At 63.0% G+C, this 26320-nt stretch carries 26 protein-coding genes; all 26 read right to left on the minus strand.

Annotation, left to right across the window (positions count from 1 at the left end):
- Position 1 precedes the first annotated feature (1 nt).
- Positions 2 to 1051 carry a hypothetical protein gene (locus ACW11F_RS07930; protein WP_456996343.1) on the minus strand — a complete coding sequence of 350 codons (1050 nt, stop codon included), beginning with the start codon at positions 1049 to 1051 and terminating at the stop codon, positions 2 to 4.
- 17 nt (positions 1052 to 1068) lie between these two features.
- Positions 1069 to 1557: a hypothetical protein gene (locus ACW11F_RS07935; RefSeq protein WP_019751259.1), complete on the minus strand. Its 489-nt coding sequence runs from the start codon at positions 1555 to 1557 to the stop codon at positions 1069 to 1071.
- Positions 1558 to 1566: 9 nt separating this feature from the next.
- Positions 1567 to 2211 (minus strand): hypothetical protein, encoded by a 645-nt coding sequence (locus ACW11F_RS07940; RefSeq protein WP_456996344.1) that lies wholly within the window; start codon positions 2209 to 2211, stop codon positions 1567 to 1569.
- A gap of 31 nt (positions 2212 to 2242) precedes the next feature.
- Entirely contained in the window at positions 2243 to 4279 is a 2037-nt protein-coding gene (locus tag ACW11F_RS07945) for a hypothetical protein (protein WP_456996345.1), read from the minus strand.
- Entirely contained in the window at positions 4280 to 5374 is a 1095-nt protein-coding gene (locus ACW11F_RS07950; protein WP_456996346.1) for a peptidoglycan-binding domain-containing protein, read from the minus strand. It lies immediately after the preceding gene.
- 473 nt (positions 5375 to 5847) lie between these two features.
- Positions 5848 to 7284: an ATP-binding protein gene (locus tag ACW11F_RS07955; protein ID WP_456996347.1), complete on the minus strand. Its 1437-nt coding sequence runs from the start codon at positions 7282 to 7284 to the stop codon at positions 5848 to 5850.
- 3 nt (positions 7285 to 7287) lie between these two features.
- Positions 7288 to 9780 (minus strand): Hsp70 family protein, encoded by a 2493-nt coding sequence (locus ACW11F_RS07960; protein WP_456996348.1) that lies wholly within the window; start codon positions 9778 to 9780, stop codon positions 7288 to 7290.
- Complete coding sequence (locus tag ACW11F_RS07965) at positions 9777 to 10148, minus strand: hypothetical protein (protein WP_138411749.1); 372 nt, start codon at positions 10146 to 10148, stop codon at positions 9777 to 9779. The genes ACW11F_RS07960 and ACW11F_RS07965 overlap by 4 nt, the downstream gene beginning before the upstream one ends.
- Positions 10149 to 10163: 15 nt before the next feature.
- Positions 10164 to 10442: a helix-turn-helix domain-containing protein gene (locus tag ACW11F_RS07970; RefSeq protein ID WP_305954240.1), complete on the minus strand. Its 279-nt coding sequence runs from the start codon at positions 10440 to 10442 to the stop codon at positions 10164 to 10166.
- 84 nt (positions 10443 to 10526) lie between these two features.
- Entirely contained in the window at positions 10527 to 12797 is a 2271-nt protein-coding gene (locus ACW11F_RS07975) for a helicase-related protein (RefSeq protein ID WP_456996349.1), read from the minus strand.
- 99 nt (positions 12798 to 12896) lie between these two features.
- On the minus strand, positions 12897 to 13202 hold the full coding sequence (locus ACW11F_RS07980; RefSeq protein WP_219796655.1) for a hypothetical protein: 306 nt from the start codon (positions 13200 to 13202) through the stop codon (positions 12897 to 12899).
- A 102-nt stretch (positions 13203 to 13304) separates the two neighbouring features.
- Entirely contained in the window at positions 13305 to 14414 is a 1110-nt protein-coding gene (locus tag ACW11F_RS07985) for a DUF6094 domain-containing protein (RefSeq protein ID WP_161773230.1), read from the minus strand.
- Between the two features lie 65 nt (positions 14415 to 14479).
- Positions 14480 to 15130, minus strand: coding sequence for a hypothetical protein (locus ACW11F_RS07990; RefSeq protein WP_151023704.1), 651 nt, complete (start codon positions 15128 to 15130; stop codon positions 14480 to 14482).
- 84 nt (positions 15131 to 15214) lie between these two features.
- On the minus strand, positions 15215 to 15580 hold the full coding sequence (locus tag ACW11F_RS07995; RefSeq protein WP_151023703.1) for a hypothetical protein: 366 nt from the start codon (positions 15578 to 15580) through the stop codon (positions 15215 to 15217).
- 89 nt (positions 15581 to 15669) lie between these two features.
- Entirely contained in the window at positions 15670 to 16281 is a 612-nt protein-coding gene (locus ACW11F_RS08000; RefSeq protein ID WP_015038889.1) for a DUF3275 family protein, read from the minus strand.
- Positions 16282 to 16335: 54 nt separating this feature from the next.
- On the minus strand, positions 16336 to 16887 hold the full coding sequence (locus ACW11F_RS08005; RefSeq protein WP_164926433.1) for an STY4534 family ICE replication protein: 552 nt from the start codon (positions 16885 to 16887) through the stop codon (positions 16336 to 16338).
- A gap of 344 nt (positions 16888 to 17231) precedes the next feature.
- Positions 17232 to 17597, minus strand: a complete 366-nt coding sequence (locus ACW11F_RS08010) for a DUF3085 domain-containing protein (RefSeq protein WP_073651854.1) — start codon at positions 17595 to 17597, stop codon at positions 17232 to 17234.
- A gap of 66 nt (positions 17598 to 17663) precedes the next feature.
- Positions 17664 to 18464: a GTPase gene (locus tag ACW11F_RS08015; RefSeq protein WP_161773227.1), complete on the minus strand. Its 801-nt coding sequence runs from the start codon at positions 18462 to 18464 to the stop codon at positions 17664 to 17666.
- A 284-nt stretch (positions 18465 to 18748) separates the two neighbouring features.
- Positions 18749 to 19465: a DUF5983 family protein gene (locus ACW11F_RS08020; protein ID WP_073651856.1), complete on the minus strand. Its 717-nt coding sequence runs from the start codon at positions 19463 to 19465 to the stop codon at positions 18749 to 18751.
- A gap of 250 nt (positions 19466 to 19715) precedes the next feature.
- Entirely contained in the window at positions 19716 to 20108 is a 393-nt protein-coding gene (locus ACW11F_RS08025) for a hypothetical protein (RefSeq protein WP_151609309.1), read from the minus strand.
- A 25-nt stretch (positions 20109 to 20133) separates the two neighbouring features.
- Positions 20134 to 20370, minus strand: a complete 237-nt coding sequence (locus tag ACW11F_RS08030; RefSeq protein WP_016446173.1) for a hypothetical protein — start codon at positions 20368 to 20370, stop codon at positions 20134 to 20136.
- A 779-nt stretch (positions 20371 to 21149) separates the two neighbouring features.
- Entirely contained in the window at positions 21150 to 23165 is a 2016-nt protein-coding gene (locus tag ACW11F_RS08035; RefSeq protein WP_456996351.1) for a DNA topoisomerase III, read from the minus strand.
- A gap of 294 nt (positions 23166 to 23459) precedes the next feature.
- Positions 23460 to 23843: a single-stranded DNA-binding protein gene (locus ACW11F_RS08040; protein WP_003141056.1), complete on the minus strand. Its 384-nt coding sequence runs from the start codon at positions 23841 to 23843 to the stop codon at positions 23460 to 23462.
- Positions 23840 to 24388 (minus strand): DUF3158 family protein, encoded by a 549-nt coding sequence (locus ACW11F_RS08045; RefSeq protein WP_456996353.1) that lies wholly within the window; start codon positions 24386 to 24388, stop codon positions 23840 to 23842. Before ACW11F_RS08045 ends, ACW11F_RS08040 begins: the two co-directional genes overlap by 4 nt.
- On the minus strand, positions 24385 to 25173 hold the full coding sequence (locus tag ACW11F_RS08050) for a PFL_4669 family integrating conjugative element protein (protein ID WP_134275097.1): 789 nt from the start codon (positions 25171 to 25173) through the stop codon (positions 24385 to 24387). The genes ACW11F_RS08045 and ACW11F_RS08050 overlap by 4 nt, the downstream gene beginning before the upstream one ends.
- Before the next feature lie 188 nt (positions 25174 to 25361).
- Entirely contained in the window at positions 25362 to 26114 is a 753-nt protein-coding gene (locus ACW11F_RS08055; protein WP_023101518.1) for an OST-HTH/LOTUS domain-containing protein, read from the minus strand.
- Positions 26115 to 26320: the final 206 nt, after the last annotated feature.

Genomic DNA, 26320 nt, shown 5'->3' on the forward strand with positions numbered 1-26320 from the left:
ATCAGTTCTCGGTGAGGAGGCTGTTCAGCAACTCCTGCTGGACAGCTTGCAGTTGGCCACGGCTCTGTGGTGAACCGGTTCCCTCATAAACGTTGATCGAGAGCGGCAGGGAGTTCAGGAGCGTTATTGCGCTGATTCCCGAAATTGGTCGGCTGCTTTCCCCAACGCTCATGTTCATCCGCATGGAAAAATAGACCGCGTTCCCGTCCCGCCCAATAGGTTCAAACTTCATGTCTGTTAGGGCGACGTCGCTATTCTCGAACGACGCTTTCAGCCGTCGATTGAGCTCGGCGGAATTCACCCGGGGAGTCGACTTGGAAAGGCCGGAAAGGAACGCCTCTCGCGGCATCTCGATTCGCTGGAAATTCCCCTTCGGGCCGATAAGTTGGATTTGCAGCCAGTGATCCAGCATGTCCCTGCGGCCCGCTCGGTAGTCCTCCAGTTCGGAGCAACGGACTGCTGCGTGCACGAGGCGCGAACCTTCTGCGAGGGAACGCTTAGCCAAGTCCATGAGCTCGACTTCGCGCGCCGACTCACCCGGCGTGCAATAGCCACTTGGATTGGAGAACAGGACCTGCTGACCAAGCACGTTCACCGACTCCGCAGCCGCGCGTTGCTGGATAACTGTCTCCAGGGCAGCCTGCCGATTCTGCGTGACTGGCGCGACAGTTGGCGGTGGATAGGAGGGGGCCGCGGTGACGGGGGCTTGAGCAACTGGTGCCGTCGCCGAGCGGGTGGGCTCGTTCTTGGTCGAGTTGACGAAGACAATGAGCAGAAGCCCGATGCCCAAGCCGATACCGACCATCCATTTACCGGTGGCCGCGTCTGATGAGCCGTCGCTCTTTGATTTGGATGGCGGTGGAACAATTGAGGCAGACGGCGCTTCCTCGGCCTGTCTGGGTGGCGCTTCGGGAACCGGAGCGGGGTTGGGCGGCGGAGTTACTTGTGGCGTGGACTCGCCGGCTGGGCTGCCTTCGTCGACATCCGAAACAAGTGTCGAAAGGCCTGAGAAGCCTTTGGCGTTTCCATTTTGTTTGTCGTCAGCAGCCACGGCTCTTCATCTCCTCTTCAAAGCCGCAGCTTCGTATAGACGCCTTCGACCATACAGTCGTCTCCGTCTTCGAAGCGAAGTTGTCCGAACCCAGAAGCCGAAATTGTCAGGTAGGCTTCTTCGCCGAGCGCAAGGGAGAGACAGGTCGATGTCTTGATGTACGAATCTGTTCCGAGGACCTCGTACCAATCATCATCTTCACGACTGACCGTCACCACGTACTTACCAGCCTTCTGCTTCGACAGACCAAAAACCGCCTTCACATCGCACTTGTCCTTGCTGTCGAAGAAGATTAGCTCTCCGCCGTAGCCGGACGCCTTGAAAATGGCCTCTTCAGAGTAGGCATACACGTAGCAGTAGCGCGTCTGGATGATGATGTCTTTGCCGTCGATCTTGTAAACGTTGCTGCCCTTGCGGGTCAGGCTCACCTCATAGTTTTCAGCCAGAACTGGCCCGGCCTGAAGGGTCATCAATGCGGCAAGCGTGGCCAGCAGGGTCTTCTTCATGACCATCGCCTATTGGGTCTGGAAGCTCGACAAGCGGCTTTTCACGAGGTCTAGCTTGGCCTTATGGGCCAGTGGCCTGTTGAAAACACGATTCTGGATTTGGTCGAACACCTTGCTGATGGCGATGTACGCCATGCTCAAGCCAGACTCCCGCTCTGAGGCCTTCTTCTCGACGAAATCGTATGGGAAGTTCTCGCAGAACTTGTGGAAGCCGGAGAACTGCGCGACATCCTTCGTGAATCGGAAGCCGTCTGGGGTCAGGCGCGAGCGCCGTGGATGGTAGAGGTCAACGAAAAAGATGAACCATCCGCTTCCGTCGAATGTCACGGCCTCAAACACGTCCACTTTATCGATGGCCCCGAGGCGATGAAAAAGGATGCGCTGCCCCGACTGCGTTTCGAGTCTGGACAGATATGCCAGTTGACCGATCGGCCCGTTAACCGGGATGGGGTTCGTCTCAGTAAAGCCAAATGGGCCAGAGCCGTTCGGGTCCTTGTCGTAGGCAGGCGCAGATTCCAGCATCGCCTTCATCATTGGATGAACGAGCTCCAACTGGAACTTTTCGTCATCCAGGATGCGATGGATGTGCGCAAGCGCCTCACGTAACGCCTTGTCTTCTTTGTTGCCCCCGAAGAGGTTTGATAAAAATCCCATATAAGCTGCCCCCAAAGTCGAATGGATTACGTCATTGCAGCAGTTCGCTCAGTCGGCGCAGTCCGGGCTTCTTGAAAGCCATGCGAATGAGCTGCTCCAGAATGTGCGTGTTTGCGACGTGAATGTAGGAAATGCCGACATTGGTTTTCTTGTCGTCCTTGGACCCGATGCAGAACGATCCATCAGCATTCCATATCTGCACCTGCCCCCACGTGCACCGCACCCTTTCATTGGCACCCAGAAATTTGTGCCTCACCAGGGTGATGCCATCGTCGTGAAGGAGTGCGTCGCCGAAGTACAGGTCCCGCCCATCCTTCAGCGCTTCCAGCATCTCACCCAGCAGGCGAACGCACACGGCTCGCCAGAGCTTGTCGATAAACTTGCTGTAGATGTCCTCTTTCTTTAGCTCGACAACCGCCTCCGAGCGCTTGTCTCCGAAGGCAATGGTGTAGGTCGTCCCCGTCGGCACGCCGTTGACGGAGTGGCGCACACCACCCCAGCGAACTCGAGTGATCGAATCCAAAGAAAAACTCTGCCTTTTCCATGAGATTCCATCGGGCGAAATACTCAGGGTGTCCTTGAACATCACACCAATTTCAGCGCGGTAAGTGATCTCACGCGCCCATTCGTCTCTGCGTGCTACCGCCTTCTTCCGCTCATGGAAGATTTCGGCAAGCGCATCCGCATCCTGCTCAACGCGCTCGGATACCTCAGGTAGCTCGGCAAACAACTCTTGAAGTAGACCAGTCAGCCGTTGGGACTGCGTCAACATGTCATGCGTGTTGAACAGGTCGATGGCGAGGCTACGTATCTCGTAGGCCAGGTCACGGCTTGCTTCATGATCGATGCCGCGCGCTTTGGCACTCAGCTGGATAGGCTGTGCGACCTTGTCCCAATTACGTGCCACGGCATCAAGCTTGTCCACATACGGCTTGACGGCTGCTTCACCCGAGTTCGCCGAGTCACGGGCGGCTTTGATCAGCTTGTGGACGTTCTCAGCTTCCTTCTGCAGAAAGCCTTGGGTTTCCACTTCGTAGCTATCGACGAGGTCATCGATCAGTTCGGGCGCGTGATCCTCGCCGCCCAACGTAACCCCCTCCACTGTGTCCGTCATGACCTGGACGAGCGTCGTAGGTGGCAACCTGTCGAGGGCGTCCTTGATGGCGCTGCGATAGTACCGTTTACGTTCCGCCAGTTCGGCTTCGATTTGGTCAAGTGCCCGGACCTCCGGGAAGCCGGAGACGGCACGGTCTTCATTGATGTCGCGCAAGACATCTTCGGGATCGATCTCATCCACGAGGTAAGCAACCTCCTGAATGAAACTCGCCAGATCTTCCGCATCGTGTTCGCTATCCACCGCCTCGAAGGCGGCGGCAAGCAAATTCAAGTGTGCAAGCGTGGGCAAGCCAGACTCCTCCCTGACCGCCATAGGATCATGGAGCAGGTTTTCAACGAGCTGGGATGCCTTTCGCGGAGAAACGCCGGGAAGCCATGCGATCTCCGCGCTCAACCTGGTGCGTGGATTCGTTAGATCAGAGCGTGCCTTCTGGCAGACATCGTGGTCCAGCTCCAAAGACTTCTCTTCAGCCAATTCAACGATTCGCCTGCGGTCGTCGCGGGTGGTCACACCGAGAATCGCGAAGGGCGTCTGATGGAGTGCGGTTGTTTTCAGTGTGCGTTGAACTCGGGCTCGCGGAGATGGGGAATTCCTGGCCGGTTGCGCAGGAGGTGCAGCAATTGGGCGGGAAGATGCCGTTGTTGGCACGGGCTTCGCAGATGCGTCTGATGCCGGTTGAGCACCAAGCATCGCCATAAGCTGCGGGTCCTTCAAAGCTTCTTGCGCCTGAGCCAAAGCATCAGCTGGCACGGAAAGCTTCAAATGATTGCGAAGCTCGTGGCTGTAATGTGCCAGCTGCGTTTTCGACGAGAGGTGATCAGTAAGCACGAGTGACAAAGCCAGCTCGCTGTTTAATCGAGGAGTGGTTCCGCATGCACTGCAGGCGAGCAATGCGCCTGACTTATCTGAACCGCATTTGAAGCAGACTGCCGACGCCATATCGTTAATCACTCACCGTTCGAAGACAGAAACACAGTTGTCGCCAACTTTTCGGAAACCTTCTTTGCAGTACCAATTCGATCCTGATACGAAGGCGTTCTGTGGAACGACCAGTGCCTCGCATTGGTTGCCGACTTTTCGAAACCCCTCTTTACAGTACCAACTCGATCCCGACACGAAGGCGTTCTGTGGAACAACGAGAGCTTCACATTCGCTGCCAACCTTCCGAAACCCCTCTTTGCAATACCAATTCGATCCCGACACGAAGGCGTTCTGTGGAACAACAAGAGCTACACACTCATTGTCGACCTTCCGGAATCCTTCTTTACAGTACCAATTCGATCCCGACACAAAGGCGTTCTGTGGAACAACAAGAGCCACACACTCATTGTCGACCTTCCGGAATCCCTCTTTACAGTACCAATTCGATCCCGACACGAAGGCGTTCTGTGGAACAACAAGAGCCACACACTCACTGTCGACCTTCCGGAATCCCTCCTTGCAATACCAGTTCGAGCCTGACACCCATGAATTGGGTGGAGGGCTTGATCTCTGCACGCTTGGTGATGGAGGAGCGAACAGCGGTGCAGCCGTGGTCGGCGTGGATCGTGATGGAGTGTCCTGGACGACTGGGGCGTTGGCTCCTGATCCGCGAGCGGAACCTGAAGGAATCTGCCGAAGCTGAAACAGCAACGTCTGATCTGCTACGCCAGTTGCGGCCAGGCCTCTGTCTTGCTGAAAAGCGATGATGGCAGCACGAGTGCCTCTTCCCATCAGCCCATCGGCTGGGCCGGCACTGTAGCCAAGCTCATTGAGCTTCTGCTGAACGGCACGTACCGTCTCATCCGCAACAGGACGCGCTGGTGCTGGTGCCGACAGGGAGCCCGTGGATGAACTACGAGCGAATCGGCTCCTTCCTTCTGCCTGAAGTTGGCCACGATACGGCTCAACGTCTCGGCGTGCGCTCTCCAAAGCACCGCTTCTATAGCGGAAACTGCCACAGCGACTGTTGTAGTCAGCCACCATGGCATTGAACCGATCGACATCGGAGTCGCTGTAGTTGTTGAGAGCGGCCTTCGCGCCCTCCATACGGATGTCTTCGGCCAAGCAATACCGAATCTGAGCCGTTGAAAACACCAAGTCCTGACCTACTGGCGGCTTTGATTCTTGTGGCACGGAGGGGGCTTGCGGTTGAGCAGGCGGCGAATAGCTAGGCGCTGCACTCTGTGCGGGCGGTGAATAGGCGGGAGACGGTGACGGAGTGTTCTTATCGGACTGGCCGATGAGCCAAAGCAGGCCAACTACGGCAGCTATGCCCAGTATCCATTTGCCCCCAGACGAGCCAGAAGACGGTTGCGGAGGCTCTTGATACGCCTGACGCTGAGTCGGCTGCTGCGATTGCGGTTGAGCAGCCTGCGAGGCTGGGCGTCCGGTGGATGTCGTAGAGCCGGCGGATTCCGTCTTGGGCGCAGGGGGTGGCGGTGTCGTGTCCACGTCGGACACGAGCGATGAAAGGCCGGCGAAGCCCTTGCCTTCATTTTTCTTGTTGTTTTCTTCCTCCGCTGCCACCAGTGTCTCCCTTAGATAAATCCTATGCGCCGCTTTTCGCCGCCTTCACGTTCCCGTGCAGGTGTCGTGCGCAAAGCCGCCAGCAGACTGGCCTGGTCCAGCCTTTCCTTGCCAGAGCGTGCTGCGAGCCTTGCACCTTCCCGCACAACGAAAGCAACGTCGGACAACGGTCGTCCAGCGAGTTCTTGCGCCAGCGGCTTGGAGTCCACGTCTGACTCCTTCGGCAAAGCTGACAGCAGCTTGTCCAGCAGCGACAGCACCTCGAGCTCGCTTGCAAAGTCCACCTTGATGACATGATCGAAGCGTCCCCGGCGCTGGATGGCGGGGTCGATCATGTCAATCCGGTTCGTCATCGCGATGATCAATACCTCGTTCTTCACAGCCTCCGGGATGCGCCGCAGGAACTCAGCCACCTCTTCGACGCGGTGATGGCCCGATCCCATTTCGCGGTCAGCAAGAAACGCCTCCATCTCGTCGATCACGAGCACTGATGGCGCGTTTTCCATCGCTTTATCGAACACCTGGGCGACCTTCTTGCTGGTCTCGTGGATGTACGGGCTGGCCACGCTGGATGCGTCGATCTGGAAGCTCGGCCACCCGAGGAAATCAACCAGTCGCTCGACCGCAAAGGTCTTGCCGGTGCCTGGAGGGCCGTACAGGATCACGGCTGATGGGAATTCGATGCCAAGCGCCTTGTAGCGGTCGCGGTGCAGAATGATGTCAACGATGTGCTCGTTGAAGAAGGTCGCCAGTTCGGGACGCCCCGCGAGTTCGAAGACCTTGTTGGGCTCCGGCTCGGCGCGCTTGACTTCCTCCACCTTCTCGGCAGGAGCAGCTTCCGTTTTCTCGGCAGGCGCCGCTGGCTTGCGCTCCAACGGAATGATTTCCGCGACGTCGAAGCCCGCTGCCTGCACGACATCCTTCAGATGGCTCGCGCCCAGCCAGCTCATGGTCTGGCGGAGACGGCGGAAGGACGTGGCCGGAATGCTGGTGCCGCCCGTCAGCCAGTAGCCGAGTACGACATCATCGCCAGTTCTGGAGCTGATGCTGTAGGTTGGCAGCAGCCGCGTGATCTTCTCAACGTAGAGCGCATCCTGGAGCGCCGAATCCGCATCGATATCGCGTGTTGCCTTCAACGCAAGAGCAAAGGCGAGCGCCTCAGCCTTGGTGTCGGGTGATTTCGCCTCGCTGACCGGGCACAGCGTCTGGCTCGGACCACACGAGATGGCCCGAAGCTGCTGATCGCCGAACAGGAAGACGTTGAAGGTCCCATCATCGATCAGCCCGGCATCTACCCAATGCTGAGCTAGCGCCTCGCGTACAACGAGCGCCCGCCCACCACCCTGGGTCTCAAGGATCTGCCAGTCCGCCCCTTCAAACAGGGCGACGCGCGCCTGCGCACCGTCGGGCAACGTGAAACCGATGGGAAGCCACGCATCGAGTGCCATGGGTCAACTCCGCACGATGTTCGCGCCAGCAAGCATGTCGTCCTCACCCGCAGAACCGATGCGGATGGAATCGAGATGGGCTACTACAGCACGAAGCTTGTCGATGTCATTGGCCTTCAACGCCTCCGCTCCCGCAGCCACCAGCTGGGCATGCTCGCGGGCATCTGGGAAGAGGTAGGTATCCTCGGCCAGCCACTTGAAGCGCTCGATGACGAACCAATCCTGACGCCACAGGATCATGAAGTTGCGACCGCGCAGATCATCCAGGTGCGACTCGAAGTCGCCACTGTTGTTGTCAATCGCGCGCTGCGCTGTCTTGACCAAGTTGTCGAAAGACGAGGCTTCGGTGGGTCTGGCGTGCTGGCGCACCACCTTGTTGAAGAAATCGACTGCCTTGTCCAGTTCCAGCTGGCGAATGTCCTTCAGATGCTCCTTGCGGGTCAGCGCCAGCAGCCGTTTGGCCTCCTGAACGTGATCCATCGCCTGCTTGGCCGTCTCGGGGTCGGCCTCGTCAGTTTTGATAGTGCCCGCCTGCTCCAGCTTCTCCCGAGCCTGCTCCAGACGTGGGTCATCGACCTTGGATGCCATCTCGTCAAGCCGCTGCAAGGTGTGGTCCGACTGCTCCTGGATGTTCTTCGCCTGGTTGGTGTAGTCGACCTTGCCTTCCTGGCTGGAGTAGAAGTTACGCCCGCTCTGGAACGAACCGCTGATTGAAGGGACTGAAACCTCCAGAACGATGTTGCCGGAGTCGAGCACTTCGTACTCGCAGATCAGCTCCGCGCCAGCGGCGATGACACCGTCGTCGAAATCCGTTCCCTTGATCTCAAACATGCCGATGAATCGGTTGTCGTTGATGGGGTCGGAGATGTCGCCCTCCCACAACTTGAACTTGATCGACCCAGCACTTCCAGCCTTGAGAGACTCGCCCGCCTTGAAAGTCTTCTTGCCTTTCTTGGGTAGCTGATCGCCCTCCCGAACGAGATAATCCAAGCTCAAGCGACCGCCCACCTTGTCGCGCGCTTCCACGCCGACGGAATGCGATGCCGGGATCGCATCGATGCTGGAGGCGGTGCGTGCGATGACAATCTTGTCTTCACGCAGCGATACGGGCCCGCCGTTGGAATCGAACACAAACACCTTGAAGGTGTTGTCGCCAGGCTTGGTCAGGTTGAGTTCGATACCTGCGCCATCCTTCAGGGCGATGCGTCCGGAAGACCACCCGGTGTCCAGACTGTCAATCTGAAACTCGACTCCAGCCGGAGCAGAACTTCCCAGTTTGGCGACGATCTTTGCCTTCGAGTCCGGCGTGCGCGCGATGTAGTTGAACGACAGATCAAGCGCGCCACCGGCGCTGATGGCTCCTCGGGCGCTCTTGCGTCCACGGCTTTGCGACGCCCAATCGATGGACTCGGCGAAGACCGCTGCGCCTTCCGCAACGGCGGTCATCGGGTTCACATCGGTGGACGGCGCGATACCGAGCTCGAAGGCCACCTTGTCACGCAAAGGCTTGTAGTGGGTTGGGCCACCCACAAAGACAACACGCTCGACGTCGTGTGGGCTCAATCCAGCCTTTTCGAGGGTTTCGCGGGCGGACACTATGGTCTCTTCCACCTTCGGCCCGATCAGACCGTCGTATCGTTTGCGATCAATGGTGATATCGATGTAAATCTCCTCACCCGCCTGATCGCGGACACCGAGTTCGGTCTCGGGCAGACTGACGACGGCCTCTTCCTTCTGCGACAACTCGATCTTTGCCTTCTCTGTCGCCCATGTGGCCATACGCAGCAGGGACTTGAACTGTGGATTGGTCGTCAAGTCTTCCGGAAGATCAAAGTTTTCCAGCAGCCACGGCTTCACGATGTTGTCGAACAGAATCCGGTCGAAGTCGCGACCGCCACACATGGCGATGCCACCGTGCGCGAGAAGTGTCACGCGACCGGAAATACTCTCTGCAATTGCGATGTCGAGCGTTCCACCGCCGAGGTCATAAACGACAAACACGCCGTCATTCTTTCGCTGCCGCATGACGCTCATCACGGCGGCCACCGGTTCTTGCATCAAGGCCACTCGCCCGAGCCCAGCCGCATCAGCGGCAGCCATCGTCGAGTCCTTCTGCATCTGGTTGAACGCGGCTGGAACCGTAATGACGGTACCGGTGTCGCCATCGCCCCGGATCTCTTCCGGCAGGTAGCCGTACAGCGCACGCAGCACCTCGGCAGAGCATTCCTCTGGTGTCATGGTGAGGTTCACCGCCGGCAGCTTGACCGGCGTGCTCGTACCCATGAGCCGCTTGAACAGCACCGCCGCGTTGTCGGGGTTGCGGGCAGCATTGTTGTAGGCGCGCGAGCCGACGTACTTGTTGCCACGCCGGTCAATGAAGATGGCCGACGGCGTGACGTCGTGCTGTTCTGGACTCTTGTAGAGCCGGATCGACTCGCCGTCGAAAGAGCAGATGGCACTGTTGGTCGTGCCCAGGTCGATACCGACGTACTTCATGCTTCCACCTTCCTGAGCATTACCGTGCCTTGTTTGCGCAGGCCGTTCGGCCCCATGATGATTGGCTCCACCATCTGATCGACGAGCAACACGTCGTCAGGGCCGAAGTCCCCGAGGTTCAAAGCAGATGCCGCCATACCCGCGTCGTAGTGCTGCCCCTCGACGTTGACCAGCTTGAGGCCACTCGAGTCGAGGCTCTCCTCGACCTTCTTCTGGAAGTAGCGGAGCTGATTGACATAACGGCCCGACTCACCCGCATCGAGTTTGCTGACGACCTTTCCGAACAGACGCGAGAAACGCCAACTCTCGACAGCGATGTCGATCAGGGATTGCTCCATCTGCTCACTGCTTTCGGCCTGCTGGGTCATCAAATCCTCCTGTGGTTACGTCTTATCGGCTTTTCCGCCCTGCGTTTGCTGCTGAATCCATTCAGTGATCTCCGCCTTGGAGAACCGCCATGTCCCACCAACCTTGAACGCGGGGATCTTCTTGGCTGCGGCCAGCCTGTAGATCGTCCGGTCCGTGACCTTCAGGAACTCTGCGACCTGCTTGAGGGTGAGGATCTCGCCCTCGCTGGTACTTGTAGGCATGGTGATGGCCAGTCTAGGTAAAACTATGACAGAATAGTGCAGAATTTTCAGGGCAGCAATGACATACGTCACGGCGGTCACCCCGCTGTGTGCTGCCCGAGGGCTTTGCTGTAAAAAGGAAGCGGCCCCCGAAGGGGCCGCCAAGTTCAGCAACGCTCAATGCACCAACTGCCGTGCCAGTGCCACCTCCACCGAGTCGCCGTCCTGGTTCAGGACATCGAGTCCGGACTCGGGCACGTCGCCCGACGTGCTCTGCGAGACCATGATCTTCCTGGCCATCAACCCCAGGCAGGTCATCTGCGAGGAGTTGGCGTAGCCGAGGTAGATCACGCGCACCGGCTGCTTCTGGCCGATGCGCCAGGAGCGCCGGGCAGCCTGCTGCAACGAATACACGTTGTAGCCCGACTGGAGGAACACGATGGTCGGGAACTCCAGCAGGTCCAGGCCGGTTTTCACCAGCTCGGGATTGGTGATGAGCACGTCGATGCCACGGTCCAACTGCTCGGCGATCCAGTCCTCGCGGCGGGAGGCATCCACGCTCGCGCGCAGTACCGCCACCTTGAAGCCTTCCTGCTCCAGCAGCACCTTCAAACGCGACGTGGTGTCGCGCGTGCCGGTGTAGACCGAATAGACCAGGGTCTTGCGACCTTCTGCCTTCTCCTGCTTGCAGATCTCGATCAGCTCGCGTTCCTTGGGCATCACCTCCAGCTCGTTGAACTGAGCCGGCACGAACGCCAAGGTGTTGCGCGTGCGCGGATGCACCACCGTTTCCGACCGGAAGCAGCAGTCCGGCCAGGCCAGCAGCACGTTGAGGACTACACCGAGCAGCGTCGTGTCGCGCTTCGCCAGGGCCTGCTTCAGCTCCTGGGTCAGGCGACCCGCCAGATCGCGGTAGGCCGCGGCTTGCGCCGTGTCCATCGCGACTTCGCGGAACTCCTCGTCGTAGGGCGGCAGCACGTTGCCACCTATGTCCTTCAGCTTGAGGAAGACCGTGAACGGCAGGACGCAACGCAGTACGCCCTTGGGACCGAAACCCGGCGCCTTGACCGTGCGCACCGATACCTTGGTGCCCTTGGCCGTCTTGTGCGCCGTGCCGGTGCTCTCGGAATAGATGTCCTTCAAGACACCGTGATCGCGCATGAACGCCATCGCGGCCGAGGTCATGCTGCCGCTCTTCGTCGGCCGGTAGCCGTCTTCGATCATCCGCCCCGGCAGGGCTCGGAACAGCAGGTGGAACAGGTCGTCGCCGTAGCCGCCCATCAGTGTGCCGGTGAGCAGCAGTGTCTTGCGCGCCTTGGCCGCCAACACCCCCATGGCCTGGCCCTGTGCGGAGCCGCCGTTCTTGTACTCGTGTGCCTCGTCGGCGATGAGCAGGTCGAACGTGCCTTGGGGAAGCTGCCTCTTGATGAACTCGGACGGCTGGTAGCCGCCCTCGCCGAAGCCGAACTCCATGTTGGCCATCGCACGTTCCATGCGATGGGCTTGCCGGTCCGAGAAGACCAGCTCGCCGTTGCCATCCATCAGGTTGATGAACTCGTGGATGTTGTCCCCGAGCATCGACGCGAGGAAGGCGTCGCCGAACTTCTGCATCAGCTTCTGCGCGGTGACTTCCCCGATGGTTGGAATACGCTTCAGTGCCTTGAGCACGGTCGAGGACTGGTCGCTGGCGGACAGGCCCCTGGGACGGATCAGCGTCCACAGCGGCGCACGGCAGTGGCTGCACTTGCGGCGGGACTCCTCGCCTTCGAGTTCGACCGGGTTGATCGGCTCGCCGTCGAGGTCGGTGATGACATGCCCGCAATCCGGGCAGGCCCCCACGTCGCCGTGAGGCGTGCGCCGCCGAACGAAGACAGGTTTCCAGTGGAACCCCATCCGCATCCGCACGCGGCCCAGGACGAAGAACTCCTGGCCCTGCGCCGGCACGCCTAACTGCTCGCGCAGTTTCAGCAGCTTGACCAGCGTGTCCGGGCCGTTGAGCACCCAGACCTTGGCACCGGCCACCGTCTCCTGGATTTCGCGCCGCCACTTGTAGACCAAGTGGGGTGGCGAGAGCACCAGGGTGCGGCGGTAGCCTTCGGCGTTGAGCACGGCGGCGGTGGCAATACCCACCGTCGTCTTGCCGCAGCCCATCTCGCCATTGACGATCGCGGCGCGTTCGCCGCGGTCGACCAACAGCTCGGTGACGGCGTGGACCACATCGGCTTGCGCCGGGAACAGCTTGCGCTTGAGTGCGGCGAGGATCATTTGCCGATGCACCCGCACCTGGCCGGTGTAGACCGGAGGATTGGCGCGGTTGAGCGAATCGAGCAGCTCGTCGCCGAACTCCGATACGAAGTCCTGCAGGCTGAGCGTGAGGGGTGAAGCGGCCGCTTCGAGCAGGTCGCCCTGCACAGCGGTTTCGAGAACGGTTTCGAGATCGAGGGACATGGTGATGCTCCAAAAAAATGAGGCATGCACCTCCCCCACGGGGCGGTGACATGCCCCTGGGTGGGAAGAAAGATGCGGCGCGAGGCCGCTGGATGCGGATCAGTATTCGCTGGGCAACAGCAGCGTGGTGACGCTGCGATCCCATTCGGTGATGATCCAAAGCTTCAGGTCGCGCGTGACCTGGTAGGACGAGAACAGACGATCCTCACCGGATTGCAGCGCGGCGTCGTTCTGCCGTCGATCGCTGTCGTCCAGGTCGCCCCAATCGCCATGAAGATGGCGGCGCAGGTACGGCGAGGGGTTGAGCCGGCCCTGTCGGACCAGCTCGTCAACGCCGGCGGTCATGACCACCTGCCCTGGCGAAAAGCGTGCTTGTGACGCGAGGTTGAGGACTGCGAGTGCCATGGTGGTTTCTCCTTCTGGAAGAAGGGGCCACGGCACCCCCATCGGGGCAACGTGACCCCGGTGGGTGGATGAAAGCGACGGCGAACCGTCAGGGAACAGCGATCAGCGGATGGTCAGCACTTCGCCCCACGTGGGCGAGCCCAGCGTCAAGTCCCATGCACGAATGACCGGCACGAACTTGTCGGTGAGGATGCGCGTCTCGGCCACGGAGCCGTCGTCGCGCTCGGTGTACTCCGTCTGGAGCGTCTTCTCCTTGTGGGTATCACCTTTGACGACGAGCACGCGCCCGGTCCTGGACTTCACCACGCCGGAGATCGCGCCTGCGGCCAAGGCCAGGGCGAGATGCCAGTGCGACAAGGCCCGCGCCGGTGGCCGCAGCGACTGCTGCGCGGCGCCCAGGTGCGTATCGAGCGCCGGCCAGAGTCCTTGCAGCCGGCCGACTTCATCGGCGAACTGCTCGGGCTCCATCGTCACGCGATAGAAGTGCTCCGGCTCGGCCGGGCTGGCAGGGACGGTGTACGGCAGGAACGGCCATTCGAGCGGCAGCTCATCGGCTTCGGCATCGCCTTGCCCGATCTGCAGCAGCAGACCACGCATGACCTTGGCCGACTCCGACGCCTGGTCGCGCTGGCGAACCCGGCGGCCGAAGATCACTACCTGCTTGAACTGCGTTTCCACCGCACGGTAGATGCGCAGGTCGGCGAAATGGCGCGTCAGCCATCCGACCAGTTCGGCGTCGAGCACGTAGGACGGCACGATGAAGACCAGCACGCCGCTGTACTGCAGCAGCGGCAGCGCGCGCTGATAGAACAGCTTTTCCAGCCGCGCACGGCCCTGGCCCTGATAGCCGATGTTGCCGTTCACGTCCTTGCTCAGGTCGCCATACGGCGGGTTCAGCCACAGCAGCCCGAAGGACTGGCGCGAGATCAGCGTGTCCATCAGGTCACCGTGGATGCAGCGATCGACCAGTTGCCGCGCGTGGCGGGCACGCTCGGCGTCGTACTCGACGGCGAAGGCCTGGACCTGCTCGCGCCCGAGGGCGTGGGCGGCTTCGGCGATCGCCACGCCTTCGCCGGCGCAGGGATCGAGGATGGACATGGAGCCGGGAGACGGCGCCAGTGCGGACAAGGCCCGCTCCAGCGTCGGCTCGTCGGTGGGGAAGTAGCCGTTACGAATGAAATTGCGCGCCAGGCGCGGAAACATGAGTGCCATGGATTTCTCCTGGTGATGGATGAGGTAAGGCGGGCACGCGCGGCGCGCATGCCCGTGGGGATGGCTCACGCCACACGCCGAAGCGGTGCGTTCGCGGCCAGTTCGTACTGCGTGGCGCCGAGGGTGCCGTTGCGGATCAGGTCGCCCAACGCCTTCGTCAGCGCCGGGACATCGAGGGCCAGCCGATGGCCTTCCAGCGGCCCGAGGGCCAAGGGAAGACCGGTCAGCATCCGCCGTGTCTGCAACAGCTCCAGCACGGTGTCGCGCCAGTGGTCTAGCAGTGGCAGCGGGCAGGTGTCCTGCACCAGCGTCCACAGCCGGTCGAGCCGGTGAGCGGAATCCCTGGGCAGAAGCGCCAGCGCGCTGGCGTTGGCCTTGTCTGGCTTCACGCAGCGACGATCGAACAGCCACACATTCGTCAGCGAACCGAACAACGTGCGCCGGTAGGCGCGTGTGATGCGCTTTTCCAGATTCTCGACGTTGCCGACGAAGACCGGGATGGATGCGCCCTGCTCGGTGATGACGTGGAACTGATCCAGCCCCTGTTCATCCCGGACGAGGGTCAGGCGGGCGAGGAACTCCTGAACGGCGGTGTCGCGCGCCCAGATCGAGAGAAAGACGAGATTGCCCTGCGCGTCACCGACGCAACCGTCGGCCATGAGGTCGGGGCATTCGTCGATGCGGTACAGAGGTTTCGCGGAAGAAGGTGCAGGCATGGTGATGTCCTCTTGGAAATGAAGGAGCAACCACAGCCCGCGGGGCCATGCTCGCCCCGGTTGGGTGAAGGAAGATGCGTGCCGCTAGACAGCGCGGCCCGCGTGGAAGAGGTGAACCCGCTCGCGCCAGTCGGGGCTTTGCACTGGCGCCATGTCGAGATAGCGCAGCGGGCACGAGTAGTAGTACGGGTGCACGGACTCATCGAGGGACTTGTAGCCCCAATCGCCGCCCGAGCTTTCCAGCAGATGGCAGCCGATGTAGCAGACGGACTCACCGGCCGCGAGGCCCATGACGCCCGCCTGCCTGGCGGTGACGCGAACCACGGTCCACAGAACGTCGCCGTCCAGCGTGTGGTCGATGACTTCGCAGCAAGCGCGCTCGGATGCCTGCGGAGCGAGCAGCTCGCGGATCAACTGATCGCGCGTCTGACGAACGAAGGTCCAGCCCATGAAGGTCTCCTTGAAGAAATGGCCGGAGCCCTCCCCGTCGGGGGAGAACCCCGGCGGGTGGTGGAATGCCGCGCAAGGCGGCGGATGGATCAGGCAGCTTTGAGGTGCCAGTCCTGGGACAACGGAGCGAACTCGTAGCCGAGCTTGTCGAGACGGTCGCGCTGCTGACGCAGCACACGACGATCCACGGTCGCATCGAGCTTCACGGTCTCGCCCAGGGGCCACAAGGCACCAAACAGCGCCCCGTCGTCTGCCTCGGCCGAGGCCGCAGCGGACACGGGAGCCGGTTCGCTGCCGAACGGCGTGGTATCGACCAGGGGATCACGCGGACTGCGCGGCTTCGCCTTCGGCTTGGCCGGGGGCGATGCTGGCGCGGGCGTCTGCGCTTCCTCGTCGATCGGATCGACTTCCTGCGGACTCAGCCGGCGGGCCTCGTCGCGGCTCAGGGCGTCGATGTTGGATAGCGTCATCCCGCCCAGATGAGCGCGGATCTCGATGACCATGCGGCCGTTGGCGTTGTACGTGGAGGGGCGAATCTCGACGATGACGAAATCACCGTCGTACTTGCCCTCGCGGTACTGATCGAGTTCGGCGTTCTTCACGACGAACTCGCCGATCGAGGTCGCCAGGCGGCCGACGTTGAAGTCGCCGTTCCTGCCGTGGATGGTCTTGATGGCCAGTTGGCCGGGGATGGTGATCATGAAGGTCTCCTGGGACGAAGAGAAGACAAGGCCCCGGGGATGGGGCCTTGCGGATCAGAACGACTCGGCAACGGCCAATGCGGGGGCATCGGCTGCGTCGTCGGCAGCATCGGCGACGGTCTCGGAAGGCTCCGGTGCCGAGGCTTGCTGCGCAGCGGGCGCGTCGGACGTCATAGGGACTTCCGGCTCCCGCTCGTCGGTCTCGGTCGGCTTTGGTTCGGCCTTGTAGACGAGCTTGCCGTCGACCTTGATCCAACTGACGAACAGCAGGCGGGCCTTGAGGCTCACCCCCTGCTCGCCGGCACGCTTGCCCTTGGAGTAGGTGAAGGTGTCGGTCCACAGGTCGCCCAGGCGGAAGCCGATCATCACCTTCTTCTCGGCGTCGACCGCCTGAATGCAGCGGCGCACCAGGTGCTGCGCTTCCGATCCCGATACGCGCGTGTCGAAACGCACGTACGAGACGTCATCGCTGGGACCGTTCAGAGCCGCGATGTCGCAGGCCAGGAACGCATCGCCTTTCTTGGGCTTCACTTCGCGGATGCGATTGAGATACCCGAGGCCGGTGATGTGCAGATCGAAGTAGGATTTTTCGTTGGAAGTGGTCATGGTGAATCTCCTGGGAACAATGAGGCGGAGACACACCCGACCCAAGGCGGGGAAGGTGTGGAACCCCCGCGTGGGTTGATGGAACAGCTTGGTGGCATCGCCATCGAGAACCGATGGCCGTTCGCGCATGGATGCCGGTGCGAACTGGTGTGATCAACGCGGTCGGAACCGCGTCGCAGCCTTGAAGATCGTGGCTGCCTGGGCATGTCGCTGACGGACGTCAGCGGAACATGGCCGGAAGCGTGGCGCCGGGACGGCGCGCAGGCGAGCGGCAATCGGCACTCGCGGCTGTCCGCATTGCCCGGAAGAAAGAGGCCCCCGGAGCGGGGGCCAGGGATGGGCGGTCAGTTACCGCTGGGCGTGGGTGGAACCGCCTGCAGCGACAGGTGTGTCGCGGTGGCGGACACGTCGAGGTCGTCCTCGCTGCGCAGGATGCGCACAAACACGCCCTCCTGCGGATCGAAGAACTCGCCGAAGTCGTCGCCACCGAACGCGGCACGCGCCAGCTCCCACCAGTCGTCGAAGGCATCGACATCCGGGTTGCAGCCGGCGGCATAGGCGATGGTCTTCTGGCGACCATCGGATCGGCGCTCGCCGCACTCGGCCAGGAAGTACACGCCCTGATCCTTGACCAGGATGACGCGGCATTGATTCGCCACCGCTTCGGCGAGCACGGGCCGCAGCTCCGTGCCTTTGAATCGAACAGTCATGGGTGTGATCTCCAAGGGGGCAGGAAGAGAGGCTTCCCGCCGCGAGGGCGGGAAGCTGCTGAGAGGTCAGTGCCGGACAGCCTTGCGACCCGACAGGCACTGCACGCGGATGCGCCTCCAGCTTCCGTCGTCGATCAGACGTTCCAGCGTCTCGCCGAGGATGTCGAAGAACACCTCATCGACCCGTTCAATCAGCTCGCCGTCGCGGCGCAGCTCCACCGCGTAGTGGTCGAGGCCACGCTCATACAGCACGGTGACGCAACCCTGGAACTTCATCGTGGCGACGGTGAAGCCGATGGCCGGCGGCGTGCGGATGATGTCGGCGGGCAGCGGATCGACCCAGGTGATGTCCCGCGCACCGGCATCCACCAGCATGTGGGTGATGCGCCGGAAGCCGTCGGGAGCGGGCAACTGCTCCAGTTGGTCGATCAGTTCCTGCAGCTCGGGGCAGCGCGGCTCGGGGATCGGCAGCTTCGCCGGTGCGGAACCGAGCACGAACCGCTTCACCGTGTAGGGCTGGCCGTCGGCAGTGAACTCGACGGTCTGCTCCTCGGGCGTGTCCGCCCGCTGACCGTCGAAGCGGCGTCTGACATAGGGTTCGACCTGCACCTTGGCGCCCTCGTCGGGCACCTCGGTCACGAGCGTTCGATCGAGCACCGCGAACTCGGCTCGCCCCGTCTTGACGACGATGGCCTCGTCGGTGGTGGCGATGACCTTGCCCTCGAAAGGCTTCGGGTCGATGTGAAAGCCCAGCGTCGAAACCTTGGGCTGGCCGTCGAAGATGTTGAACTTGAACGAACGGACGTTGGAAGGCACATGACCGACAACGAGCGTCGGCATCTGTGCGCGGATGGCTTGGGTATCCATGGGGAGACTCCTTGTGGCAACCAAGGGACTCCCGCCCGCAAGGGAGGTATGTCCCTTGAGGGTGAGGTGGATGGACGCGGTATGCGTCCGGCGAAAGAAGCGACCAGCACGGCGAACCGCGCCGCAGTCTCGAAGGTCTCGACTGCCTGGGCATGCTGCCGGCAACGCCAGCGAACATGCGGCCAGCGTGCGGCACATGGCGGCGGCCGTCCGCCTGGAATCGGCAACGCGCCGGCACCGCGTTCCGCGGAAAAGAAGAGCCCCGCACGGGGCTCAAGAGGGGGTTACTCGTCGTCGTAGAGCGTCAGTCCGTCCAGCACGGGCGCGTCGGCATCGAACACCAACATGCGAACGTCGGCCAGCGCAGCTAGGTGCAACACTTCCACGAGGGACTCCGGCATGCCCTTGGCCCGGTGCTCCTGCCGCAGCTCTTCGGCAGCGATGCCCTCGACATGCTGCAGGTTCGCATCCGTCCAGGGGGTGGCGATCAGCTTCACGCCGACCGCCGGGCTGTAGGGAATGCGGAAGGCGACGAACAGAAAGCCGCTCGGCGTGGCGATGTCCGCCAGTTCGGCGAGGAAGCGGCCGGCCTCCTCGGTGATGTGCGCCGAACTGATTTCCCAGGCACGGCTGTAGAAGCCGGTCTCGAAGCGCAGGCGCCGCACCACCTCGCGCGCGGCTTCCTCGGAGTAGGTATCGCCGACGTGCAGCGGTTGGCCGGCCTCTTCGGCCATGACGGCGTAGACGAGGTTTCGGGCGATGCCGTGGCTGGGGCACTGCGCGTCCAGCTCGGGCGGCACGTTCTGGCCCTCGGTGATCAGCGCGAAGTCGTCGCAGAAGACGCAGGCATGGCGCTCGACCTGGCTGTCCGACAGGTGCGACTGCGAGACGTGCAGCGGCAGATAGCTCAGCGGGCAGTCGTCGTCGTAGGAAATCGCCAGCAGCCGTTGCACGGACAGGCCATCGTAGCCGCGGACGAAGGGATTGTTGGAATGGGACATGGGATTCCTCCAGCAGAGGATGGCCGAGGCAATCCCCTGCCGGGGATTGAACCCCAGCGAGTGGATGAAGTGGCAGCCGGTCAACCGGCCGCGGCGTCGGGCCGCCCTGGTGGCGGGCGGTGCAGGTCAGTGGAAGATGGTGATTCGGGACATGGCCGCTCCTGCGAAAAGAAGGAGGGACATGGCCCCGAACGGGGACGCATGTCCCTCGTGGGGTGGGATGAAAAGACGGTGGGTTGCCAGGCGCGGCTCACCAGCCGTTGTAGTGCAGCGTGAGGTCAGCGATGACCTGGCGCCGTTCCAGATCGAGGCCGCCGAAGTCGGACAGCCCCTCGAAGCCGCAACGCTTGAGCATCGCGCCGCCCTCGCGGGAGTTGTAGAAGCTCACCATCGCGGACAGGAACATGCGTTGGCCGCTGCTCAGCACACTCAGGGCGTCGTTGAGCATCAGCATGTTGGGCCGCAGGTCCCACTTGGTGGTGGCACGCTGCAGACCTTCGCGTGTGCCGTCGCCGAACCACTCGTGGCCGGCGATCTGCGCGCCGCGCTTCCAGGCCTCGAAGAAGGCCTGCGGTGCAGCGTCGAAGTGCGCCTGTTCCAGCGCCATCTGATCGAGCACGTCTTCGGGCAAAGACAGATTCATGAGAGAACTCCTTGAAGGGTGGGAATCAGGGGTGAGCGCGCTGTGTCCAGGCATGGGTATCCAGGGCGCGCTGTGCTGCGAGGTGGGTCGGGAAATACTCGACGGACTCCCGCGATACCGGGCCTTCGTCGTCTTGTGTGCCGATGTAGTGGCCGGCCGCGCTGCGCAGCACCTGTAGCGGCAAACGCTTGCCGGTCCAGGTCAGCGCCAGCGCACCACTGCGCACTGCGGTTGCAGAGGAAGATGCGGAAGGTTCAGACATGCCGTGCTCCTTGGTGGGTCGGGGAGCACGCATCCCGCAGGGGATGGGGTTCCCCTCGGGTGGTTGAGAAAAGTGCATCGTCGCCAGGCCGGCGAGCGTCCGCGGTGGGCGATGCGAAGCGGACTGGATCGGTCAACGCGGCGAACCGCGTTGCAGTCTTGAAGACCGGGACTGCCAGGGCATGCCGCTGACGACTGTCAGCAACGCATGGCGTGAGGATGGGCGCGAAGCATGGCTGCCGTCGCAGGGAAAACCGAATCGCGGACGGCCCGCTTTAGGGCAGGCCCGCGTCACGGGACAAGGCAAGGACCAGGGCGCCGAAGGCCACCCGGGCCTTCGGCTGGAGAGGAAGGAAAACCACCTGTGGGCTGCGTCAGCGCGGGCCGTCGTCAAAGCCGTTCGCTGCGTCAGCAATCGCACCCGGCCCGTTTCGTGGCTGGGGCCGGAATCCTCTGGCGTGCATCCACACACAAAGGGAGCCCGTTGTTCCGCCGGCGGGCACCGGCACGGAATACCCTCGGCCCAAGGGGCCTCCTCACGGCTCGCGCGGCGGCAAGGCGTCAGGAAGCCCCTCATGACCGAGGCAAGGCACACCGATCAAGGGAATGGCGGCGGGCGCGATTCGTGGAGCAATGACCTTCTCGCCCCGTCGCCCGATGGCGGGCAGACGGGGCGCGCACACCGTTGCAGAAGGAGACGCGCGCTTTGGAGTCCCGCGCGGTGCGGGACGTTTGCCTCGCCGCCAGTGAAGTGGCCGGCGCGGCAGGGGGAAGCGAGGATCAGGACGCCTTGGAGGCAGCGCGCCGCTTGCGCGGTGCGCTGCGCCGGCCCGTCGGGGACTCGATCGGCAACGTACCCTTGCAGTCCGGGTAGCGCGAGCAGGACCAGAACGCGCCGCTCTTGCCCGTGCGCTGCTGCATCGGTGCGCCGCACTGCGGGCAGGCCGGCGCCGGCGGCAGCTTGAGCGAGAGCGTTGCGCCGCGGTACTGCTGCACGAGCTGGCCGACCCACACGGCCTGCTTCTCGATGAAGGTGTCCAGCGCCATCTGGCCGGCCTCGATCATGTCGAGCGCCTGCTCCCACACCGCCGTGGTGCCGGGGTCGGCGATGGCCGAGGGCACCGCGTCGATGAGCGTGAATGCCGCGTCGGAAGCGCGGACGGCGCGGCCTTTCTTGACCAGGTAGCCGCGACCGATCAGACCGTTGATGATGTTGGCGCGTGTCGCCTCGGTGCCGATGCCGGTGGTATCTCGCAGCTTCTGTTTCAGCCGCGGGTCGGTCACGAACTTGGCGACGGTCTTCATGGCCTTGATCAGCTCGCCCTGCGTGTAGGGCTTGGGCGGCAGCGTCTTCAACGCCTTGAGATCCACCTTCCCGACCGGGCAGGACAGGCCCGCATGCAGGGCGGGCAGCACCTGGCTGCGCTGCGCATCCTCGCCATCGGCATCGTCCGGACCCGGCGTCGCCAGTACCTGGCGCCAGCCGATCACGGCGATCTGCTTGCCCACCGCCAGGAGCGACTGGCCGCCGCAAGCGAGCTGCGCCACCGTGCGGTCGAACTCATGGTGCGGGAGGAACTGCGCGAGGTAATGGGCGCGGATCAGCCGGTAGACGGCCAGCTCCTTCTCGTTCATGGCCGACAGGTTGGCGGGCTCTAGCGTGGGAATGATGCCGTGGTGCGCCGTCACCTTGCCGTCGTTCCAGGCGCGCGAACGCTGGTTGCGGTCGAGCTGGCCGATCAAGGGCCGCAGGCTGGGATCGGTGACGAGCAGTGCATCGAGCACCGCCGGCACTTCCGCGAGCATGCTTTCCGGCAGATAGCCCGAGTCGCTGCGCGGATAGGTCGTCGCCTTGTGCGTCTCGTACAGCGCCTGCGCGATGTCCAGCGTCTCCTGCACATCGAGGCCGAGCTGACGCGAACACACTTCCTGCAAGGTGCCCAGGTCGAACGGCAGCGGCGGTGCCTCGCGCACGCGCTCGGTGTCCACCGACACGACCTGCGCATCGCGTGCCGCGCGAATGCGATCCGCAGCCTGCTGCGCCACCGGCTGCTGAAGGCAGCGACCCGCTGCATCGGTGCTGCCTTCGGGCGGTATCCAGCTCGCGGTGAAGGACTGGCCGGCATGGGATAGCAGCACGTCCACGGCCCAATACGGCACGGAGACGAAGCGCGCGATCTCGCGGTCGCGGTCCACCACCAGTTTCAGCGTCGGCGTCTGCACGCGCCCCACCGACAGCACACCGGTATAGCCGGCCTGGCGCCCCAGCAGTGTGAACAAGCGGCTCAGGTTCATCCCGATCAGCCAGTCGGCGCGCGATCGGGCGAGTGCGGAGAAATACAGCGGCAGCGTCTCGGCGGACGGCTTGAGCGCACCCAGCGCTTTGCGGATCGACGCATCGTTGAGCGCCGACAGCCACAGGCGCTGAATCGGCCCGCGGTAGCCGCACAGGTCGATGATCTCGCGGGCGATCATCTCGCCCTCGCGGTCGGCGTCGGTCGCTATCACCAGCTCGCCCGCCTTGGCGACGAGCTGCTGCACGACCTTGAATTGCGCTGCGGTCGCCGCCTTGGACTCGACACGCCAACGCTCGGGAAGAATGGGCAGTTGCTCGATGGCCCAGCGCTTGTATTGCTCGCCGTAGCCTTCGGGCGGAACCGCCTCCACCAGATGACCGATGCACCAGGTCACGACGACACCCGCGCCGCTGTAGCAGCCGTTGCCGCGTTGAACGGCACCCAGCACACGGGCGATGTCCTTGCCCTGGGACGGCTTCTCGCACAGGAACACGCGCATGAAGCCTCCTTGGAAATGTGCGGTTCATCGGATGGGCGTCAGCTTGGCGGGGCCAGGAGATGCCGGCAGCAAGGAAGCCGATTGATGCAGACACCGCTTTGTGATCGGCAGGCGGCCCGTTGCCGCAGCGGTGTGCATAGACCGCAGGAGCTGGCACAGCAAGAGCGTCGTTTCGGGAGGGCGGCTGGAACTCCGTGAACGACCTTGGAGCTATCCCCTGGGGATAGCTCGCTGGTGCATCGCGGGCGTATGACGGTTGCTACAGCCGCCCTCGGGGGAACGGCGATGGGCGAATTACTGTCCGCCGGCCGGCTTGGTGCTGAGCGCCACCGACTCGATGCGGTACGGCAGGATGCCCACGCGCCGCGCCTCGACCTTGAACGTCACGCGCTCGTTCTCGTCGGCGTCCTCCCATTCGTCGCGCACGGTGCGGCCCTCGACCAGCACCCGCATACCTTTCTGGTACAGCGTCTTCCAGTGCTCGGCGTCGCGGTGCCACAGCTCCACGGGCGCCCAGAAGCCGCCGCGATCTTCGTACTCGCCGTCCTTCTTCGGGATCGGGTTGTCGAAGTAGACGTTCAGGCGAAGCAGCCGGCGCGGCTCGTCGTTGCCGTTCGGAAACTCTCGGTAGTCCGGCGCAGAACCGATGTTGCCCTCGCCGACGAAGTGCGTGCTCATGGTGACTCCTTGGTGGTGGGTGGAACGGCCGCGGTATGCCCGTGGACACGCCGCAGGTAAGCCGCTTCGGCCTGGGCGGCCTTGCTGGCGCATTCCAGGGCTTGGCGAGCGATGCTGTGGGTCAGGCTGATCTGCATGTTCAGCACGATGCGCTGCAGTTCGATCGCGTACAGCCCGTCGATCAGCGAGGCCGGCGTCGCGGGGTTAGCCAGCAGGGCCTCCCACAACGCCACGCCCATGGAGGAACGGTCGAGGTTGCGCCAGCGCAGGAAGGTCGTCCCTGCGCCAGTGGCCTGCTGGGCCAGTTGCACGTCGAGCAGGCTGAAGGGGTAGGCGCGTGCCTGGGGCAGCACACGCCGCTGCGCCAGGCCAATCACGTCGTCGCGCAGCGCTGCGCACTGGCTGGCCCAGGTCTCCAGACTCCCCTTACCCTTAAAAGGCTGTAAAAGGCCTTTTAGGTAGCCTGCGTGTTCCAGCCGCTGGAAGTCCGCCTGTTCCAGCGTCACGAAGCGCGTGGAGTGACTGATGGGGGGCGATGCCGTCATGCGTCAGCACCCTCATTACCCGTCGCTGGATTGGCTGCGCCATCCGTGTGAGCCGGCGCATCGGGCTCGATGGCGGGCGCAGCAGGCGGCGTGCCGGGCTTGGTCGTCCGCCGCGCGATCGGTGGCGCGAAGCGCGAGCGGCGCGTGCCTTCCAGCACGTCTTGCGGCAGCTCGCCGAACTTCTCCAGCGCCGCTCGCGCCGCGGCGTTCTTCGCCGCGAAGTCGTCGCGCGTCGTGCCCGAGTAGCGGTACTGCTGGGCGAGCGAGAACAGGCTGCGCAGCGCGTGCGCGCCATCATTGAGCCAGCGCTCCAAGGTGCTGCGGTCGATCAGCGCCGTGTGGTGCGCCAGGATGAGTTTGCGCGCCAGGTCGTCGTAGTCGGCCAGCAGATATACCGCCATGAAACCGAGCTGGGCGTTCACGAACAGCGGCAGCTTCACCGGCTGCACGTTCATATTCTCGCCCAGGGACAGCGCAGCTGGCACGTCGGCTAAGGCCTGATCCACCTGTTCGCGCAGGGTCTGCAGACGGGTCTTGGTGTCGGCGAGTTTGTCCTCGATCCGCAACATCCACCAGTCCGAGTACGGGTCGTCCTGCTCGGCGCCGCGCTTCATCTTGTTCATCGCACTGATGAAGCCGTTGAGTCCGATGATGCCGGGGCGCCCCTCGGTCGGCGCGCGGCCGTGCCAGATGCGCGAAGCGTGGTGCGTGTGCAGCGTCAGCGACATCGCGCTGCGCAGCGATCCGAGATTCAGTTGCAGGGGTTCTGTGCGTTCGTTGGCCATGGGAGCGACTCGCGGTGAAGGGGCGAGTCGCCAGCATCGGCATCGGCCGGAAGGCCGTCAGTCAACAAACCGCAGCCCATGCGCGCCCGGTTTGTTCCGCACGGAAGGCTGTGTGTGCCGGCTATCCCCTGGGGATAGCTCGGCGGATGTGTTCGCGGCTCGCGCGGAGGTGAGACCGCGTTGCGGGGCTATGCTTCGCGAGGTCTGTACCAGGCGGCCCGTTGCCCCTCCACCTCACGGTAGCGAAGCTCGAACAGGCGGCACTCATGCACCACCTGCCGCCAACTGCTGCAGCCGTACTTGGCTGGAAGCTGCTCGGGATGCCGGTCCGCGATCCAGCGGCCAGCGGCGGCGATGGGTGTCCAGCCCTCGACGGCCAACTGCGCGGCGGCCTCGCGCAGCGCGCGGACGATGCCGGCGGCCGGCCAGTCCACCGTGCCGTCCGGCGCGATGCCATTGACCACCAGGTCGTGGAACACATCCGACTGGACGAACTCCGCTGCCAGGCGCCGCGCCTGATCCATGTGCTCGGCCCAGCCGCGCAGCTGCTCGAAGTGTTGATCGATGCGCGTGTAGGCGGAACCGAGTTCGTCCTGTGCAACGCGGCACCCGTCCACGGTCCATAGATCGTGCTGATCGATGAAGTGGTGCACCAGAGTGTTGCGCAGCGATACCAGGTCTTTGAGGTCGGCCTGGGTGTTGGCGTAGTCCTGCGCAGACAGGCTCAGTTGCACGCGCGTGCGAAAGGAAATCACGTCGCCGGGAAGATCGTCGTCGCGTTCCTCGCCGCCATTTCCATCGGTGACGACATACGAACCAAACAGTTGTCCGACCAACGTGCCCAGGGTCTTGGTCGCGGCATCTTCAATCCGCGCTGCGCGAATGGCCTCCAGCGAATGCGCCGGGCCTGAAATCTCGTGGTGGGCCACGATGGCTTTCATGAGGCGCTCGTATTGTTGAAGGCGCAACAGGCATCTGCCCAGCAAGCGCTGAACGTCTTGCTGTAGTGGTTGCAGTGCGTTTGTGGCGGGGGAAGTCGTCATGTCCATCGTCGGCCGGGCTCGTGCGTGGCTGTCCTCGTCTGATTCACAGGCGACAGTTTCGCCTGTCATTCGGCGGGCGACAATCGAGCGCGGCGGAAAGATGT

The organism is Luteimonas sp. e5 (assembly GCF_054031035.1).